General features: G+C 72.6%; 15 protein-coding genes and 1 tRNA gene. 4 read left to right on the forward strand and 12 right to left on the reverse strand.

The features are described from left to right. Positions 1-9: 9 nt before the first annotated feature. From CK485_RS22060 to CK485_RS22070, 3 genes are all read right to left on the reverse strand, one after another. On the reverse strand, positions 10-843 hold the full coding sequence (locus CK485_RS22060) for an aldo/keto reductase (protein ID WP_109453600.1): 834 nt from the start codon (positions 841-843) through the stop codon (positions 10-12). Between the two features lie 129 nt (positions 844-972). Further along, positions 973-2,796: an AMP-dependent synthetase/ligase gene (locus tag CK485_RS22065; RefSeq protein WP_109453601.1), complete on the reverse strand. Its 1,824-nt coding sequence runs from the start codon at positions 2,794-2,796 to the stop codon at positions 973-975. A 414-nt stretch (positions 2,797-3,210) separates the two neighbouring features. Next, positions 3,211-4,746 carry an MFS transporter gene (locus CK485_RS22070; RefSeq protein WP_109453602.1) on the reverse strand — a complete coding sequence of 512 codons (1,536 nt, stop codon included), beginning with the start codon at positions 4,744-4,746 and terminating at the stop codon, positions 3,211-3,213. 117 nt (positions 4,747-4,863) lie between these two features. On the opposite strand from CK485_RS22070, the gene CK485_RS22075 reads away from it, so the two are divergent. After that, positions 4,864-5,835 carry an Lrp/AsnC family transcriptional regulator gene (locus tag CK485_RS22075; protein ID WP_109453603.1) on the forward strand — a complete coding sequence of 324 codons (972 nt, stop codon included), beginning with the start codon at positions 4,864-4,866 and terminating at the stop codon, positions 5,833-5,835. Between the two features lie 48 nt (positions 5,836-5,883). Here CK485_RS22075 and CK485_RS22080 read toward each other — a convergent pair whose 3' ends face one another. After that, entirely contained in the window at positions 5,884-6,768 is an 885-nt protein-coding gene (locus CK485_RS22080; RefSeq protein ID WP_109453604.1) for a LysR substrate-binding domain-containing protein, read from the reverse strand. Between the two features lie 150 nt (positions 6,769-6,918). On the opposite strand from CK485_RS22080, the gene CK485_RS22085 reads away from it, so the two are divergent. Continuing rightward, positions 6,919-7,983, forward strand: coding sequence for a bile acid:sodium symporter family protein (locus CK485_RS22085; RefSeq protein WP_109453605.1), 1,065 nt, complete (start codon positions 6,919-6,921; stop codon positions 7,981-7,983). 10 nt (positions 7,984-7,993) lie between these two features. Next, complete coding sequence (gene tatA / locus CK485_RS22090; RefSeq protein ID WP_109453606.1) at positions 7,994-8,227, forward strand: Sec-independent protein translocase subunit TatA; 234 nt, start codon at positions 7,994-7,996, stop codon at positions 8,225-8,227. A 37-nt stretch (positions 8,228-8,264) separates the two neighbouring features. On the opposite strand, the gene fdhD is transcribed toward tatA, so the two are convergent. Continuing rightward, positions 8,265-9,110, reverse strand: coding sequence for a formate dehydrogenase accessory sulfurtransferase FdhD (fdhD, locus tag CK485_RS22095; protein ID WP_109453607.1), 846 nt, complete (start codon positions 9,108-9,110; stop codon positions 8,265-8,267). Between the two features lie 118 nt (positions 9,111-9,228). Next, on the reverse strand, positions 9,229-10,533 hold the full coding sequence (locus CK485_RS22100) for a DUF2254 domain-containing protein (protein WP_109453608.1): 1,305 nt from the start codon (positions 10,531-10,533) through the stop codon (positions 9,229-9,231). Between the two features lie 153 nt (positions 10,534-10,686). Here CK485_RS22100 and CK485_RS22105 point away from each other — a divergent pair. Further along, positions 10,687-10,771, forward strand: a tRNA-Leu gene (locus tag CK485_RS22105). A gap of 57 nt (positions 10,772-10,828) precedes the next feature. On the opposite strand, the gene CK485_RS22110 is transcribed toward CK485_RS22105, so the two are convergent. The 6 genes from CK485_RS22110 to CK485_RS22135 all read right to left on the reverse strand — a co-directional run bounded on the left by CK485_RS22110 (position 10,829) and on the right by CK485_RS22135 (position 16,488). Further along, entirely contained in the window at positions 10,829-11,311 is a 483-nt protein-coding gene (locus tag CK485_RS22110) for a hypothetical protein (protein ID WP_146214572.1), read from the reverse strand. Between the two features lie 201 nt (positions 11,312-11,512). After that, a complete protein-coding gene (locus tag CK485_RS22115; RefSeq protein WP_109453611.1) occupies positions 11,513-12,451 on the reverse strand; it encodes a TauD/TfdA family dioxygenase in 939 nt (312 codons plus the stop codon). A 27-nt stretch (positions 12,452-12,478) separates the two neighbouring features. Further along, positions 12,479-13,483 (reverse strand): transporter substrate-binding domain-containing protein, encoded by a 1,005-nt coding sequence (locus CK485_RS22120; RefSeq protein ID WP_199239475.1) that lies wholly within the window; start codon positions 13,481-13,483, stop codon positions 12,479-12,481. An 88-nt stretch (positions 13,484-13,571) separates the two neighbouring features. Further along, entirely contained in the window at positions 13,572-14,345 is a 774-nt protein-coding gene (locus CK485_RS22125; RefSeq protein ID WP_109453612.1) for an amino acid ABC transporter ATP-binding protein, read from the reverse strand. Further along, the gene (locus CK485_RS22130; RefSeq protein ID WP_109454332.1) at positions 14,342-15,364 is read right to left on the reverse strand and encodes an amino acid ABC transporter permease; all 1,023 of its coding nucleotides are present in this window, start codon (positions 15,362-15,364) and stop codon (positions 14,342-14,344) included. The genes CK485_RS22125 and CK485_RS22130 overlap by 4 nt, the downstream gene beginning before the upstream one ends. Next, positions 15,361-16,488: an LLM class flavin-dependent oxidoreductase gene (locus CK485_RS22135; RefSeq protein WP_109453614.1), complete on the reverse strand. Its 1,128-nt coding sequence runs from the start codon at positions 16,486-16,488 to the stop codon at positions 15,361-15,363. The genes CK485_RS22130 and CK485_RS22135 overlap by 4 nt, the downstream gene beginning before the upstream one ends. Positions 16,489-16,554 lie beyond the last annotated feature (66 nt).

Here is a 16,554-nt window from a genome sequence, read left to right on the forward strand (position 1 = left end):
CCGCGGGGCTCAGACCATGTCGAAGTGGGCCGGGTCCGGGCCCAGACGCTCGCCCCGGTCCAGGCCCGCGAAGGCCGCGAGGTCGTCGGCGTCCAGCTCGAAGCCGAAGACGTCGATGTTCTCCGCGATGCGCGACGGCGTCACCGACTTGGGGATGACCACGTTGCCGGTCTCCAGGTGCCAGCGCAGCACCGCCTGGGCCGCGGTGACGCCGTGCTTGGCCGCGACCGACTCGACCACCGGGTCGGACAGCAGGCCCTTGCCCTGGCCGAGCGGGGACCACGCCTCGGTGGCGATGCCGTGCTTGGCGTGGAAGGCGCGCGCCTGCGCCTGCTGGAAGTACGGGTGCAGCTCGATCTGGTTGACCGCCGGGACGACGGTGGCCTCGTCGAGCAGCCGCCGCAGGTGCGGGAGCTGGAAGTTGGACACGCCGATCGCGCGGGCCCGGCCGTCGGCGTAGACCTTCTCCAGCGCCCGCCAGGTGTCCAGGTACAGGTCACGCGAGGGCAGCGGCCAGTGGATCAGGAACAGGTCCACCCGCTCCAGACCGAGCCGCTTCAGCGAGTCGTCGAACGCGCGCAGCGCGGAGTCGTAGCCGTGGTCGGCGTTCCACAGCTTCGTGGTGACGAACAGGTCCTCGCGGGGGATCCCGGAGGACGCCAGGGCCTTTCCGGTGCCTTCCTCGTTCTGGTACGCGGCGGCGGTGTCGATGCTGCGGTACCCCGCGTCGAGCGCGGTGGTGACCGCCCTGGTCGCCTCGTCGTCCGGCACCTGCCAGACGCCGAGACCGAGCTGCGGCATCGTGACGCCGTTGTTCAGGGTGATGAAGGGGACCTTGCTCACGAGCAGTGGCTTCCTTGTCTCGTCTCGTCGTCGTGACTGCTTTCCGCAGCTCACAACACTTCTCGACCCCCCTCGCATTCCCGCGCCGAGCTCTCTCACGCGCGGGAGGGCCCATCCGTTCGTGCGGCGTCACGCGTGGTACAGGGCCTCGATCTCGGCGGCGTACGCCTTCTCGATCGCCTTGCGCTTCAGCTTCAGCGACGGCGTGAGCAGGCCCTTCTCCTCGCTGAAGCGCGCCGCCAGGATGCGGAACGTGCGGATGGACTCGGCCTTGGACACCAGCGTGTTGGCGGCCACCACGGCGCGCCGCACCTCGGTCTCCACGTCCGGGTCGCGCACCAGTTCCTCCGGCGGCATCGACGGCTTGCCGCGCATCGACAGCCAGTGCTCCACCGCCTCCGGGTCCAGCGTGACCAGGGCCGCCACGTAGGGCCGGTCGTTGCCGACCACCACGCACTGCGCGACCAGCGGATGGGCGCGCACCCGGTCCTCCAGCGGCACCGGCGAGACGCTCTTGCCGCCGCTGGTCACCAGGATCTCCTTCTTGCGCCCGGTGATGGTCAGGTAGCCCTCGTCGTCCAGTGCGCCCAGGTCCCCGGTGGCCAGCCAGCCGTCATGCAGCACCTCGTCGGTGGCCTTGGGGTTGTTCAGGTACCCGGCGAAGACCTGGCCGCCGCGCAGCCACACCTCGCCGTCCTCGGCGATGTGCACCGTGGTGCCGGGCACCGGCTGCCCGACGGTGCCGTACCGGGTGCGCTCCGGCGGGTTGGCGGTCGCGGCGGCCGTGGTCTCGGTCAGCCCGTAGCCCTCGTAGATCGTCACGCCCGCACCGGCGAAGAACAGCCCGAGCTGCCGTTCCATCGCCGAGCCGCCGGACATCGCGTGCCGCAGCCGCCCGCCCAGCGCGTCGCGCATCTTCGCGTACACCAGCTTGTCGTACAACTGGTGCTGCATGCGCAACGAGGCGCCGGGTCCCGGGCCCGTGCCGAAGGCCTTGGCCTCCACCGCCTCGGCGTAGCGCACCGCGACCTCGACCGCCTTGTCGAACGGGCCCAGCTTGCCGCCGAGTTCGGCCTTGCGGCGGGCGGCGCCGAAGACCTTCTCGAAGACGTACGGCACCGCGAGCATGAACGTGGGGCGGAAGGCGGCCAGGTCGGGCATCAGGTCGTCCGCGGCCAGGCTCGGCTGGTGGCCCAGCTTCACCCCCGCCCGGATCGCGGCGACCTCCACCATGCGGCCGAAGACGTGCGCCAGCGGCAGGAACAGCAGGGTGGAGGCCTCGTCACCGGCCTTGGAGTGGAAGACCGGCTCCCAGCGCCCGACGACGTTGTCGGCCTCGGACATGAAGTTGGCGTGGGTGAGCACGCACCCCTTGGGGCGGCCGGTGGTGCCGGAGGTGTAGATGACGGTGGCGGTCGCGTCGGGGGTGACGGCGAGCCGGTGGCGGTCGACCACCTCGTCGTCGATGTGCGCACCGGCCGCCACGAGGTCCGGCACCGCGCCCGCGTCCAGCTGCCACAGGCGCTCCAGCTGCGGAAGCTGGTCGACGACGGCGCCGATCGTCATCGCGTGGTCCTCGTGCTCGACCACGCAGGCCACCGCGCCGGAGTCGTGCAGCATCCAGCCCACCTGGTCCGAGGAGGACGTCGGGTAGACCGGCACCGGCTGCGCGCCGATCGACCACAGCGCGTAGTCGAACAGCGTCCACTCGTAGCGCGTGCGGGACATGATGCCCACCCGGTCGCCGAACCGGACGCCCTCCGCCAGCAGGCCCTTGGCCAGCGCCACCACCTCGTCGCGGAACGACGCGGCCGGCACGTCCCGCCACCGGCCGTCCACCTTGCGCCCGAGCACGACCGCGTCCGGCGCCTCGGCGGCGTGCGCGAACACGGAGTCCGCCAGGCCTCCGGCCTGGGACGCCGTCTCGCACGGCGGCACGGTGAACTCGCGCACTGAACGCTCCTCGGCGGCGCTCCGCACGGCGCCTCGACGGTGGTGCTGTGCCGACGCGGGTCCAGACCGGCTGGTCGAGGGCCGGAGCTGGCGGGCGCGCCGGGCGGGGCCCGTAAGCTACCTGATCTCGCGCGCGCGGGGGAGGGGCCCGCCGCATCCCGAGACGTCCGGATTCTCCCGTCGCCTTACGCCCGTTGTGCGGTGATCACGACGCAAACGCCTGAACTGCCGTGCGGCTACGCAGTTGTGACAGACCGTGGATCTGCACCGAATCTGCTCCACGCGCTCACCCCCGCATTACAGCGGGCGACCCGGACGACAGCGGGGCGAAAGGTGCACCGCTTGCCGTCCGGGTCGAATGGGGCACATCGCACCGGGCGTGAGCCCGCACCGCGCCGTGCCACGAGGGGCGGGTCACACCCCGCTGGACGCCGCCGGTGCCGCCTGCCGTTCGGCCGGCGCGGGGGCCGCCGGGTGCCGTCGCGGCGCGTCGCGCACCATCAGCAGCACGAGCACGCCCGCCACGACGCCCACCGCGCCCGCGGTCAGCGCCGCCGCGTCCAGCCCGGAGGCGAACGCTGCGTGCACCGCGTGCGTGGCGGCCGGGCGGGCGGCCGGCGGGGTGTGCGCCAGCAGTTGCGGCGCCGCGCCCCCGGCCAGCGCGCCCGCGGTGCCGTGCGGGTCGGCGACGTGCCCGGTGAGCGAGTGCGTCATGCGGGAGGCGGCCAGCGTGCCGAACAGTGCCACGCCGAGCGCGTAGCCGAGCTGCCGGAAGGTGTTGACCGCGCCGCCCGCCATGCCCGCCCGGTGCGGCGGCACCGAGGCCAGCGCGGCCTGCGACATCGCCGGGGTGGCAAGGCCGACGCCGAAGCCCGCGACCGCGAGCCCCGGGGCGAGCGCCGCCCAGCCCGAGCCCGCGCCCAGGACCGCCTGGGCCAGCGAGCCCGCGCCGATCAGCAGCAAACCGACGCCGACCGTGTAGCGGGCCGGCACCCCGTGCAGCAGCCGCCCGCCGACCAGCGCCACCACGAACGAGCAGGCCGCCAGCGGCACGAGGACCAGACCGCCCTTGAGCGGGCTGAAGCCCAGCACCGTCTGCAGCCATATCGAGGTGTACGGCAGCACACCGAAGGCCGCCGCGTTCAGCGCGAACGCCGCCGCCATCACCGCCACGAAGGACCCGCTGCGAAACAGCCTCGGGTCCAGCATCGGGTGCGCCGCGTTCCGCTCCGCCAGCAGGAACGCCAGCAGCGCCACGGTGGCCACCGCGAGCGTGCCCAGGGTGCGCGCCGACAGCCAGCCCACCGAGTCGGCCCTGATCACCGCGTACGTCGCGGCGCCCGCGAAGGCCGTCCAGGTCAGCGTGCCGCCGATGTCGAGGCGCTGTCCCGCGTGGCCGCGCGACTCCTTGACCACGCGCAGCGTGAGCGCCACGGCCAGCACGGACACCGGCAGGTTGACGAAGAAGATCCAGCGCCAGTCCAGGCTCTGGGTGAGCAGACCGCCCAGTACCGGCCCGAGCGCGGCGGCGGCGCCGGAGACCGCGCCCCACACGCCGAACGCCAGGCCCCGGTCGCGGCCGGAGTAGTTGGCGCCCAGCAGGGACAGGGTGGTGGCGAACATCGCGGCGCCGCCGATCCCCTGCACACACCGCATCGCCACCAGCATCGTGGCCCCGGAGCTGAGCCCGCAGGCCAGCGACGCGCCCGCGAACAACACGGTGCCGGTCACGTAGACCCTGCGGCGCCCCCAGGCGTCCGCCGCCGAGCCCGCGCCCAGCAGCAGCGCGGCCAGCGCCAGCGCGTAGACGTCGATGACCCACTGGAGGTCGGACAGTGAGGCGTGCAGCGCCTTCGCCATGTCGGGCAGCGCCACGGTCACGATCGTGACGTCCAGCAGCAGCATGAAGGTGCCAAGACAGACCGCGATCAGCGGTCCCCACTTGCGCATGGGATGTTCCTCGTTCCCTTGGTTCGTCGTACGTCGATACGATGACCGCAGAACATGGAAAGCTGACAATCAGCGCCGGGTTTGCGGCGGAAACCGACACACCGAGGGCCGGCACGCATGAAATCCCACGCGCTCGACACCCTGGACCTCCAGCTGCTCCAAGCGCTCCAGATCGACGGCCGGGCGCCGTTCAGCAGGATCGCCACGGTCCTCGGCGTCTCCGACCAGACCGTCGCCCGCCGCTATCGCGGGCTGTGCGGGAGGGGGCTGCGGGTGATCGGCGTCGGCGACGAGGAACGGCTCGGCCAGACCCGCTGGTACGTGCGGCTGCGCTGCACCCCCGACGCCGCGGAACCGCTCGCCGACGCGCTGGCGCGCCGCCCCGACACCTCCTGGATCGGCCTGACCTCCGGCGGCACCGAGGTGATGTGCACCATGCGCGCCCGCGACCGCGGCGAACGCGACGAGTTGCTGTTCGGCAAGCTCCAGCGCACCCCAAGGATCGTGTCGCTCAGCGCGCACAGCCTGCTGCACACCTTCTACGGCGGCCCGCTCGGCTGGTTCAGCAAGTCCGACGCCCTCGAACCCGACCAGGTGGAGGCACTCGCCCCGCCCCCGGTCGAACCGGCGTCCGGCGCGATCACCCTCGACCCGGTCGACGAGTCGCTGCTGGAGGCGCTGGGCAGGGACGGACGGGCCACCCTCGCCGAACTGCAGGCGGCCACCCATCAGTCGGAGTCCGCGGTCAAGCGCAGGCTGGAGCACCTGCGCCGGATCGGAGTCCTGTACATCGACGTGCAGGCGGACTCGGCGCTGTACGGCCACGAGGTACGCGCGGTGCTGTGGCTGACGGTGGCGCCCAGCGCGCTGGCGTCGGTCGGCGAGGCGCTGGCCGGGCACCGCGAGGTCGCCTTCGCCTCGGCGGTCACCGGGCAGGCCAACCTGGTCGCGGTCGCCCTCTTCCGCGACAACGGCGCGCTGTACCGGTACCTCAGCGAGAAGATCGGCGCCCTGTCCGGCGTGCAGCAGGTCGAGACCGCGCCGATACTGCGACAGGTCAAGCAGCTGACGTACGAGGGCCGCCGCTGAGGGCCGTCCTGGGCGCCTGAAGCCCCTGCCGGTCGTCCCGCCGTCCCGCTACAGCGCGCGGTGCAGCCGGTCGCCGGCCGCCAGGATCGCGCGGGCCAGCGCGTCCGCCGGCTCGCGGCCGTCGCGCCGCCGGTCCTCGCGCCGGCCGCGCAGCAGCACGAAGTCGACGTCGCCCAGCTCCGGCAGCCCGTAGGCGTGCGGTGGCAGGCGGCGCAGCCCGGGCGGGACCAGGCCCTGCGCGTGCGGGACCACGCCGAGCCCGGCCAGCGCGGCGGCCCGCACGCCGCTCAGGCTGCCGCTGGTGCAGGTGATGTGCCAGCCGCGCCCGGCCCGCTCCAGGACGTCCAGCGCGCGGGCCCGGGTGATGCTCGGCGGGGGATAGACGATCAGCGGCACCGCGTCCTGAGCGTCCTCCTCCAGCCGCAGGCCGGGCCCCGCGATCCACACCAGCCGGTCGCGCCACACCAGCCGCCCGTGCGTCTCCCCGGCGCCGCGCTTGCCCAGCACCAGATCGAGGCGCCCGTCGGCCAGTTGCTCGTGCAGCGTGCCGGACCACTCCACGGTCAGCTCAAGGTCCACTTCCGGGTGATCGCTGCGGAAGCGCTCCAGGATCTCCGGCAGCCGGGTGAGCACGAAGTCCTCCGACGCCCCGAACCGCAGCCTGCCGCGCAGCCGCGTCCCGGTGAAGAACGCCGCGGCGCGCTCGTTGGCGTCCAGGATCGTGCGGGCGAAGCCGAGCATCGCCTCGCCGTCCTCGGTCAGCTCGACGCCGTGGGTGTCGCGCAGGAACAGCTGCCGTCCGGCCGCCTCCTCCAGCTTCCGCACGTGCTGGCTTACCGTGGACTGCCGCAGGCCCAGCCGCTGCCCTGCCCGCGTGAAGCTCAGCGACTGGGCGACCGCGAGGAACGTGCGCAACTGCCCGGGATCGAACATTCCCCCAAGCTATCGCGCTGCGTGATGACAGTCAGCGCGGCGACCGTACTTCACAATGATCGCGGCAGGCCGCAGGCTGGACCACGGGCCCGCCGCCTCCCCTCGCCGGGCGTCACGCCCGCGCCACCGCCGCCACTGCCGAGAGAAGCCATGCGCCGCCTGACCAAGCCCTCCTGGTTGCCCGTCGACCCGTACATCGCGCTGCTGGTCGCGACGGTGTGCCTGGCCGCGCTGCTGCCCGCCAGGGGCGCGGCGGCGACCGGCGTGGGCGGCGCCTCCTCGGTCGCCATCGGGCTGCTGTTCTTCCTCTACGGCACCCGGCTGTCCACGCGGGAGGCGACGCAGGGGCTCAGCCACTGGCGGCTCCACCTCACCGTCGTGCTCAGCACCTTCGCGGTCTTCCCGCTGCTGGGGCTCGCCGCCCGGGGGCTGGTGCCGTACGTGCTGACCCCCCAGCTGTACACCGGGCTGCTCTACCTGTGCGTCCTGCCGTCCACCATCCAGTCCTCCATCGCCTTCGCCTCCATCGCCCGCGGCAACGTCCCCGCGGCGATCTGCGCGGGCACCTACTCCAGCCTGCTGGGCATGGTCGGCACCCCGGCGCTGGCCGCGCTGCTGATGCACTCCAGCGGCGCCGGGTTCTCCGCGCACGGGCTGCTGGACATCGGCGCGCAGCTGCTGGCGCCGTTCCTCGCCGGGCAACTGCTGCGGCGCTGGATCGGCGGCTTCGTGGCCCGGCACAAGAAGGTCCTGGGGCTGGTGGACCGCGGCTCGATCCTGCTGGTCGTCTACACCGCGTTCAGCGAGGGCATGGTGCGCGGCATCTGGCACCAGGTGACCGCGGCGCGGCTGCTGGCGCTGCTGGGCGTGGAGGCGGTGCTGCTCGCCGTCGTGCTGGGCCTGACCGCGTTCACCTCACGGCGCCTCGGCTTCGGGCGCGGCGACCGGATCGCGATCGTCTTCTGCGGCTCCAAGAAGAGCCTGGCCAACGGGCTGCCGATGGCCAGTGTGCTGTTCGGCGGGCAGGCCGGTCTGATGATCCTGCCGCTGATGTTGTTCCATCAGATGCAACTCATGGTTTGCGCGGTGATCGCAAAGCGGTGGTCAAATGACGGGCACGCCGACGGGGAAGGTAGCCTGCCTGAAGGGCCGTCGTCGGCCGACACCGGGTCCGGTCCCGGTGGCGCCGCCCCGGCCCGCCCTGTCCCAGCCTGAGGAGCCCCGCGTGATCCGCGACCTGTTCACCCCGACCCACCTGCTGATCGTCGTCCTCGTCGCGATCGTCCTCTTCGGTGCCAAGCGCCTGCCCGACACCGCCCGTTCGCTGGGCAAGTCGCTGCGCATCCTCAAGGCGGAGACCAAGGCGCTGCGCGACGAGACGCCGGCGGGCGAGCAGCGCACCGTCGCCGGCCAGGTCGTCGACGGCACCCCGGCCCAGGAGGCCCGCGCCACCCGCTGACCCGGAGGGGTTCCGGCCCCGGCGCACGGGAGCCCGCTTACGCCTCGGCCTCGACCTCGACCTGCACCCGGTGCTCGCCCGCGTAGACGTTCATCGACGGCCCGCGCAGGAAGCCCACCAGCGTCAGACCGGTCTGAGCCGCCAGGTCCACCGCCAGCGAGGACGGCGCGGAGACCGCCGCCAGCACCGGGATCCCGGCCATCACGGCCTTCTGCGCCAGCTCGAACGAGGCCCGCCCCGACACCAGCAGCAGGGCCCGCGACAGCGGCAGCAGCCCCTGCTGGTACGCGCGGCCGATCAGCTTGTCCACGGCGTTGTGCCGGCCCACGTCCTCCCGCACGTCCAGCAGTTCCCCCTCGGGGGTGAACAGCGCGGCGGCGTGCAGCCCGCCGGTGCGTTCGAACACCCGCTGGGCGGAGCGCAGCCGGTCCGGCAGGACGGCCAGGGTCTCCGGCGAGATGCGCACCTCGGGGTCGTCCGCGATCGGCCATCGCGCGGTGGTGCGCACCGCGTCCAGGCTCGCCTTGCCGCACAGCCCGCACGAGGACGTCGTGTAGACGTTGCGCTCCAGCGTGATGTCGGGCAGCGGCACGCCGGGCGCGAGCGTCACGTCCACCACGTTGTAGGTGTTGCCCCCGTCCGACGTGGCCCCGGCGCAGTAGACGACGTTCGCCAGGTCGCCGGCGTCGCCGAGCACGCCCTCGCTGACCAGGAACCCGGCGGCCAGCGCGAAGTCGTCACCAGGGGTGCGCATGGTGATGGCAAGCGGCTTGCCGCCGAGCCGGATCTCCAGCGGCTCCTCGGCGACCAGCGTGTCGGCCCGGTGACCGACGGAACCGTCCCGGATGCGCAGTACGCGGCGGCGCTCGGTGACCCGTCCCATGGTGATCAGTCCCGCTTCCCGGCAGTCTGGACGACGTGCGCCCGTTCGGCGCACACAGCCCGATCATGACACCCCCCGGCGCTCGACGGTGCCGGCGGCCGTCCTCGGGTGCGGCGGCTCAGCCGATGCCCTGCCGGTCGGGCCGCAGCGCGAAGTCCTGCTCCGCGGGCTCGGGCACCGCGCGCTCCACCGCACGGGCCAGCAGTGCGTGGTGCCGCTCCAGCGGTGCCCTGCGCCCGGCGGGAGCCAGCCGCATCAGGTCGTCAAGCGCCGCGACCAGCCGCCGGGTGACCTGAGGGTTGCCCACGGCCGTGATCCGCACCTCCGCGAATCCCAGATCGACCAGGTCCGCCCAGTCCGGCACGTTGCGCACCAGCCGCACCGCCCCGGCCCGGTCCCGGTGGTGCACCGCGCCGAGCGGCCGGTCCGCGAGCGCGGCCAGCACGTGCGTGATGCGGTCGACGGCCTGCACGGCGGTCGTCGGGTCCTGGATCGCGGGGGAGGAGGCCCGCAGTGCGATGTCGGCGAGCTGGCGCAGGCCGAAGCCGAGGTCCTCGCGGTAGGTCCGCTCGACGCCCACGAAGACGGCGCGGCGCAGCGACCGCGCGGGCGGGACCGTGCCGCCGTGCGCCGTGAGCAGGGGGGTGCCCGGCACCACGAAGTCCCCGGCGCGCGGCTCCAGGCGCAGGACGGTGCCGTAGCGCCGGGCGACCCGGACCAGGCGGGCGGCGTTCACGTCCCGCACCACCCCGGCCCGGCCCCGGTACGCCACCGTCCCGACCGCCTCCGGCAGCGGCGCGTCGCCGGGACTTTCGAAGGCGTGGGCGCGGGCCGCCCGGAAGGACTCGCGGGCGATGCGGTCGATGATGTGGCTGACCCGGGTGAGCCGAAGCGTGGAGTTCACGTACGCGACGAACAGCACGAGGCTCACCATGACGAGCAGCACCGCGCACAGGCTGGACAGGAACGGCACCGTGCCGACCGTCGCCGGATCGGTGTCGCTGTCGTACGAGCTCTGCACCAGCAGGCAGAACAGGAACGTCGCCAGGAAGACCGAGAAGGTGCACTTGGTGATCCGGCTGCGCACGTACAGCCGCACCACCCGGGGCGAGAACTGCTGCCCGGCCATCTGGAGGGCCACGAGGCTGATGGAGAACACGACGCCGATGAAGGTCAGCATCGCCGCGCCCACGGTGGTCACGATCGACCGAGAGTCGTCGGCGACGGAGATCAGCCGCTTGACGGCGGCCAGGTCGCCTTCGTGCCGCAGCGCCGAGACCAGCCAGGCGTCTGCGGCGGTCGTCAGCCACGCCAGCAGCGCGGCCCCCACGAGCCCGGCGGCGGGCGCGAACCAGAAGGTGTCCCGCAAGTACTCCCGCACGGGCCCCGGGGCCCGTCGCGTCACCCGTCCCGACAGACGCATACGGGATGAACCAGGCGCACCACCCATAACACCCATGCGTGAAGCTTAGGCCGCCTTCCCCGCCCGGCCCTGGCGGAAGCGCAGGTGAAACGCACTCCGAATCCTTGGTATCGTTGACGCAGTCGCCGCGGCCACGCCGCGCGACGACACCTGGTCCGGGTGGCGGAATGGCAGACGCGCTAGCTTGAGGTGCTAGTGCCCTTTATCGGGCGTGGGGGTTCAAGTCCCCCCTCGGACACTTGTGAAAGCGTCTGGTCAGCGTGCTGACCAGACGCTTTTCCTGTGTGTGGCGCGGTCAGAACGGGAAGCAGTTGCCGCCTCCGGTCGTGGTGATCGTCTGGACCGAGCCCGTGCCGACCCGGTACTGGACGGTGGTCGTGTACGAGACGGTCACGATCTTGTAGCTGCACTGCTCGTCCGTGCCCGGCGTGCCGGCCGTGAGCTGGGTGCCGGAGGTGACGGTCTGCGTGGTGCTCGCCACGATCATGCTGGAACTGCCTTGCGTCCCGCCGGTGTTCTCCGTGAGCGTCACCTGGACGATGGTGATCCCGTGCCCGGTGTCCGCCGTGCCCTGCCCCAGGACCTGCGGCCCGGTGGTGGAGTCGCCCGGCTGCTCCTGGAGGTGCGCGCACACGTTCGCCGCGGTCGGCGCGCACGCGACGGCGAGGTCCGCGTAGCCTCCCGCGTCCGTCGCGGCGACGGCGTTCGGCGCCCCCGTACCCAATGCCAGCGCGGCCATCATTCCTGCCCCCGCCAGCGTCGCCCATCGACTCGTCATCGGAGTCCTCCTCGTGGTCGTCGAGGCAGCGACCCTGCCGCCGGGCCCTTGAGGACGACTCGATGCCATGCTCCGGGGTGGGGAGTCACTCGCCGCGGCGGTGCGGCTCTGCTCGGATGCCGCGTTCTGCGTCACCGGGATCGCGAATGCCGTGGACGGCGGGAGGCACGCCGGAGGTGCTCGGTGCCCAGGCGGCTCCCCCTACCCGGCCGGCGTGTAGTGGGAGGCGTCGCCCGTGATGGCGTGGCTGCGCCTTCCATCGATGGCGACCGGGACGTCGCCCGCCACGGTCACGCGGTGCAGGCGGCGGGGACGGTCGTCGTAGTTGTCGATGGCGTAGTGCTGGGTGATGCGGTTGTCGAACAGCAGCAGCTGGTTCGGGGACCAGCGCCACCGCAGGACGTTCTCCGGGCGTGTCACGTACGACTGGAGCAGGTCCAGGATCGTGCGGGACTCGGCCTTCGACAACCCGACGACCCGATGGGCGAAACCGCCGATGAACAGGCCGCGTTCGCCGGTGAGTGGATGCACCCGCACCACCGGGTGCGCGGTGCGGAACGTGATCGACGTGAACTGCGCGCGCCGCGCCGCGCCTTCGTCGTCCACGTCCTCCTCCGGCACCGCGTAGTCGTAGTCGTTGGTGTGCTCGGCCCACAGCGTGTCCGCGAGGTCCCGCAGCGGGGCGGGCAGGTCGCGGTAGCCGCCGGCCGCGTCGGCGACCAGGGTCTCGCCGCCGTACGGCGGGATCACGATGCTGCGCAACGTGCTCGCCTGCGGCGGATTGACCACGAACGTGACGTCCGTGTGCCAGTGGTTGGACCGGCCGCGTTCGCTGTCCACGGGCAGTACGTTCGGTGCGCCCTCGACCGCCGGGACCGTGGGGTGCGCGGTCGTCAGCTCGCCGAAGTAGCGGGCGAAGCGCTGCTGCCCCTCGTCGTCCAGGTCGACGTCGTCGAAGACGAGGGCCTTGTGCTCGTTCAACACCGTGCGCAGATCGGCGACGATGTCAGGGGCGAGCTGCCGGCCGAGGTCGACGCCCGAGACCCGGGCGCCGATGCGGGCGGTGAGCTTCTCGACGCGTAGGCCGGTCGCGGTCCGCCGCGCGGGGGCGGGGGCGGAGGTGGGGAGGACGGTGGTCATGGCGGATCTCCTGTCCGGTCGGTGACCTCAGAACGTGGCGGGCGGGTTGAGCCGGGAGGCGGGGATGCCCGTGCCGGGGACACCCCACTTGGCGAGGATCTCCTTGTACGTGCCGTCGGCGATCAGCTTGTTGACGGCGTCGCTGAGCGCCCTGCCGAGCGGCGACCCCTTGCGGGTCACGAAGCCGACCGGCGTCGTGCTGATCTGGCCGAGGAACTTCGTGCCGGCGATGTGCGCCGCGTCGTACTTCAGGCCCAGCGTGGGGCCGAAGTAGACGTCCACCGTGCCGTTGGCCAGACCGAGGAAGATCGGTGCGGTGTCGGTGAAGTACCGCACGCGGTACGGCTTGCGGCCCGCCGCCGCGCACTTGGCGGCACCGCTGGTCAGGATCTGCTGGAACGTCGAACCGGGACTCGTGGCGACGGTCAGCCCGCACAGGTCGGTGAGCCTGGTGACCGACGAGATCGTGGTGTCCCGGCCGCCGAGGAACGCCTGGCCGTCATTGAGGTACGTGGCGAAGTCCACCACCTTCTCGCGTGCCGCGGTCACCCCGAAGTTGGCCTGGCCGACGTCGAACCGGCCGTTCTGCACACCGGGGATGATGGTGGGGAACGTCCCGTAGCCCACCTTCCAGCTGACTCCCAGCACCTTGGCGACCGCGTCGCGCAGGTCCACGTCGAGGCCGACGGTGCTGCCGTCCGGCGCCTGGCCCGCGTGCGGCAGCCCGGAGACGCCGACCGCCTGGACGGTGCCCAGGGACAGGGCACCGCTGTCCCGTACGGCGGCGGGCAGTTCGGCTTTGAGGGCCGGGTCCGCGCGGATGCCGGAGACGACGTCCCGGGTGGGGATCGTGGTCGAACTCCCGCTTCCTGATGATGACTTGGCCGGCGAGTCAGAGTCGGAGCTTGAACCGCTGCCGCAGGCGGCGAGCAGGGTGAGGCCGGTGACCGCGGCGATCAGCGAGGCGGCCGGACGTGGGATGCGGTGATGTCGACGGTGGCCGTGGCGTTGGGAGGAGCCGGCGGTGGTCACGTTGCTGCCTTTCGGTGGTGGGATGGGGAACGGCGCCCGCGCCTCGTGTCCACGGCGCCCGTGGGTCTCACGGAACGGCGCCCACGCCTCACAGGACTGCCGCGAAGAAGGCCCGGGCGCGTTCGTGGCGTGGGGCGGTCAGGACCGCCTCCGGCGGACCGGACTCGACGACCCGGCCCCCGTCGAGGAAGACGACCGTGTCGGCGACCTCGCGGGCGAAGCCGATCTCGTGGGTGACCACGATCATGGTCATCCCGCTCACCGCGAGGTCCCGGACCACCGCCAGCACCTCGCCGACGAGTTCGGGGTCCAGCGCGCTGGTCGGCTCGTCGAAGAGCATCAGCCGCGGCTGCATCGCCAACGCCCGGGCGATCGCCACCCGTTGCTGCTGCCCGCCCGACAACTGCCCGGGAAGGGCGTCCTCGCGTCCGGCGAGGCCCACCCGGGCCAGCAGCTCGCGCGCGCGTTGCGCCGCCCGCTTCCTCGGCGTGCCGCGTACGGAGACGGGCGCCTCGGTGACGTTCTCGATCACCGTCAGGTGCGGGAAGAGGTTGAACTGCTGGAAGACCATGCCGATCCGGGACCGCTGCCTCATGATTTGCCGCGGTCGCAGTTCGTGCAGCCTTCCGCCGCTCGCCCGGTAGCCGATGATCTCGCCGGCCAGCTCCACGAAGCCGGCGTCCGGCTTCTCCAGGTGGTTGACGCAGCGCAGCAGCGTGGACTTGCCGGAACCCGAGGGGCCGAGCAGGACCGTCACCTCGCCCTCGCGCACGTCCAGGTCGACCCCGTCCAGCACCACCTGACCGCCGAAGCTCTTGCGCAGGCCCCGTACGCGTACCAACGGACGCTCGCCGCCGGTCACGACAGGCCCGCCAGGTCGCGCCGGGTGGCGCCGAAGAGCGAGAGGCCGGCCCGTGCCGTCTCCCACACACCGCGTCCCGTCCGTGCGGCACTCCCGCCGCTGCCGGATGTGCGGCCGCGTGCGTAGTGGCGTTCCACGTAGTGCTGCCCGATCGACAGCAGCGTGGTGAGGACGACGTACCAGATCGTCGCCACCACAAGCAGCGGGACGATCAGGAAGTTCTGGTTGTAGATGAGCTGCGCCGAGTACAGCAGGTCCTGCACGGCGATGACGCTCACGATCGAGGTGGCCTTCAGCAGGCCGATCAGCAGGTTGCCCGAGGCGGGCACGATCGCGGGCATCGCCTGCGGCAGCACGATCCGGCGGAAGACCCGCCCCCGGCCCAGGCCGAGCGCCTGGGCCGCCTCGGTCTGACCGCGGTCGACGGACAGGATGCCGCCCCGGACGATCTCGGCGGAGAAGGCGGCCACGTCCAGGGTCAGTCCCACGTACGCGGCGAGCACACCACTGAACATGTGGGCCGTGCGGAACGTGACGAACTCCCGGCCGAACGGAACGCCCAGCGACAACCGCGGGTACAGGGAGGCGAGTTCGTACCAGAAGAGCAGCTGCACCAGCGGCGGCACCGAGCGGACGATCCACACGTAGCCGAAGCTGAGCGCGCGCAGGACGCGGTTGCCGGACAAGCGCATGGCGGCGATTCCCACGCCCAGCAGGTAGCCGCTCACCATGACCGCGGCGGTCAGCCACAGGGTGAGCGCGAGGCCGTGCAGGATCGGGGCGCGGGTGAAGTACCGGTCCACCACGTCCCACTGGAAGCGGTCGTTGGTGAGCAGCGTGTGCACGAGCATCGCCAACAGCACCAGGGACGCCACCGCCGACACCCACTGCCCCGGCTTGCGCGACGGCACAAGCCGCGCGGCGAGCAACTGCTCGTCGCACGGCCGCCGGTCGAGCGCGGGCGGGGGTGCCCCCGCCGGTTCCGCCTCCTCGGGCGTGCGCGACGGTACGGACGTCATCGCCGGCTCCATTCCTCCGCCAGGAGCCGGTACGAGCGGACCCGGTCGGCGTGGTCGTGGGTGATCGTGGTGACGATCAACTCGTCGGCCTCGGTGGCCTCCTGAAGCTGCTCCAGCTGGTCGGCCACGCGTGCGGGCGATCCCACGAACTGCGTCTCCACGCGGTCGGCGACCAGCGCCCGGTCCGCGTCGGTCCACACGTGCGCCCGCGCCTCGTCCGGAGTGGGGAACGGGATCGCGCCCTCGGCGCTGCGGATGCCGCGCACCCACAGGCCGTAGCCGGTGGCGAGTTCACGGGCGGTCGCGTCGTCCTCGGCCACGACCACGTCGGCGGAGACGCCGACGTAGGGCTTGGCGAGGTCGTCCGACGGCTCGAACCCGGCCCGGTAGCCCTCGGCGGCCTCCAGCACGGTGGCCGGGCTGACGTGGTAGTTCGCCGCGAACCGCAGGCCGTTGCGTCCGGCGACCTGGGCGCTCGTGCCACCGCTGCTGCCCAGGATCCACACCTGGACGTCCGCTCCCTCGCCCGGCACGGCGTGCGCCTCGACGCCGTCGTCCGAGCGGTACGTGCCGCGCAGCAGCGCCAGGACGTCAGCGACCTGCTCGCCGTACTCCTGCGGTTCGGCGTTCGGCTGGCGCAGCAGGCGCTGGTGGAGCGCGAAGCGCGGGGATCCGAGCAGGTGCTCGAAGGAGAAACGCGGCGGTATCCGCAGCCCGTTGGGGGTACGGCCGTCGACGACCGGTGTGGTCGTCGGCGCGGGGCCGCCCGGCCGAGCCGGTGGGCGCCCGCCCGAGCGGCCGAGGCCGAGATCGAGCCGTCCCGGGTAGAGCGCGTCGATCAGCCCGAACTCCTCCACCGACGACAGCGCGGTGCGGTGGCCCAGCTGGAGGGCGCCGGAGCCCAGCCGGATCGTGGACGTCGCGGCGGCCGCCAGCGCCAGCACGACGGCGGGCGACGTCCCGGCGACGCCCGGGTTGAGGTGGTGTTCGGCGAACCAGTAGCGCGCGTAGCCGAACTCCTCGGCGCGCCGGGCGAGGTCGATGGAGTCGCGCAGCGCGTCGGCGGCGGTCGCGCCGGAGGGGATCGGGACCAGGTCGAGGATCCCGAGGGGTGTGTCCGACATGGTCGGATGCTCCTCAGTCGTCAGTCGTCAGTCGTCAGTCGTCGGTCGGCGGGGTGTCCGTCAGGG

The organism is Streptomyces sp. ICBB 8177 (assembly GCF_003144095.1).
Classification (GTDB): Bacteria; Actinomycetota; Actinomycetes; order Streptomycetales; family Streptomycetaceae; genus Streptantibioticus_D.

What these genes read in the sequence shown, in the direction of transcription:
- CK485_RS22070 (WP_109453602.1), bottom strand. Translation starts at nt 4,746, where the DNA reads ATGCGCAAGTGGGGACCGCTGATCGCGGTCTGTCTTGGCACCTTCATG.
- CK485_RS22075 (WP_109453603.1), top strand. Translation starts at nt 4,864, where the DNA reads ATGAAATCCCACGCGCTCGACACCCTGGACCTCCAGCTGCTCCAAGCG.
- CK485_RS22080 (WP_109453604.1), bottom strand. Translation starts at nt 6,768, where the DNA reads ATGTTCGATCCCGGGCAGTTGCGCACGTTCCTCGCGGTCGCCCAGTCG.
- CK485_RS22085 (WP_109453605.1), top strand. Translation starts at nt 6,919, where the DNA reads ATGCGCCGCCTGACCAAGCCCTCCTGGTTGCCCGTCGACCCGTACATC.
- fdhD (WP_109453607.1), bottom strand. Translation starts at nt 9,110, where the DNA reads ATGGGACGGGTCACCGAGCGCCGCCGCGTACTGCGCATCCGGGACGGT.
- CK485_RS22100 (WP_109453608.1), bottom strand. Translation starts at nt 10,533, where the DNA reads ATGCGTCTGTCGGGACGGGTGACGCGACGGGCCCCGGGGCCCGTGCGG.
- CK485_RS22110 (WP_146214572.1), bottom strand. Translation starts at nt 11,311, where the DNA reads ATGACGAGTCGATGGGCGACGCTGGCGGGGGCAGGAATGATGGCCGCG.
- CK485_RS22115 (WP_109453611.1), bottom strand. Translation starts at nt 12,451, where the DNA reads ATGACCACCGTCCTCCCCACCTCCGCCCCCGCCCCCGCGCGGCGGACC.
- CK485_RS22130 (WP_109454332.1), bottom strand. Translation starts at nt 15,364, where the DNA reads ATGACGTCCGTACCGTCGCGCACGCCCGAGGAGGCGGAACCGGCGGGG.
- CK485_RS22135 (WP_109453614.1), bottom strand. Translation starts at nt 16,488, where the DNA reads ATGTCGGACACACCCCTCGGGATCCTCGACCTGGTCCCGATCCCCTCC.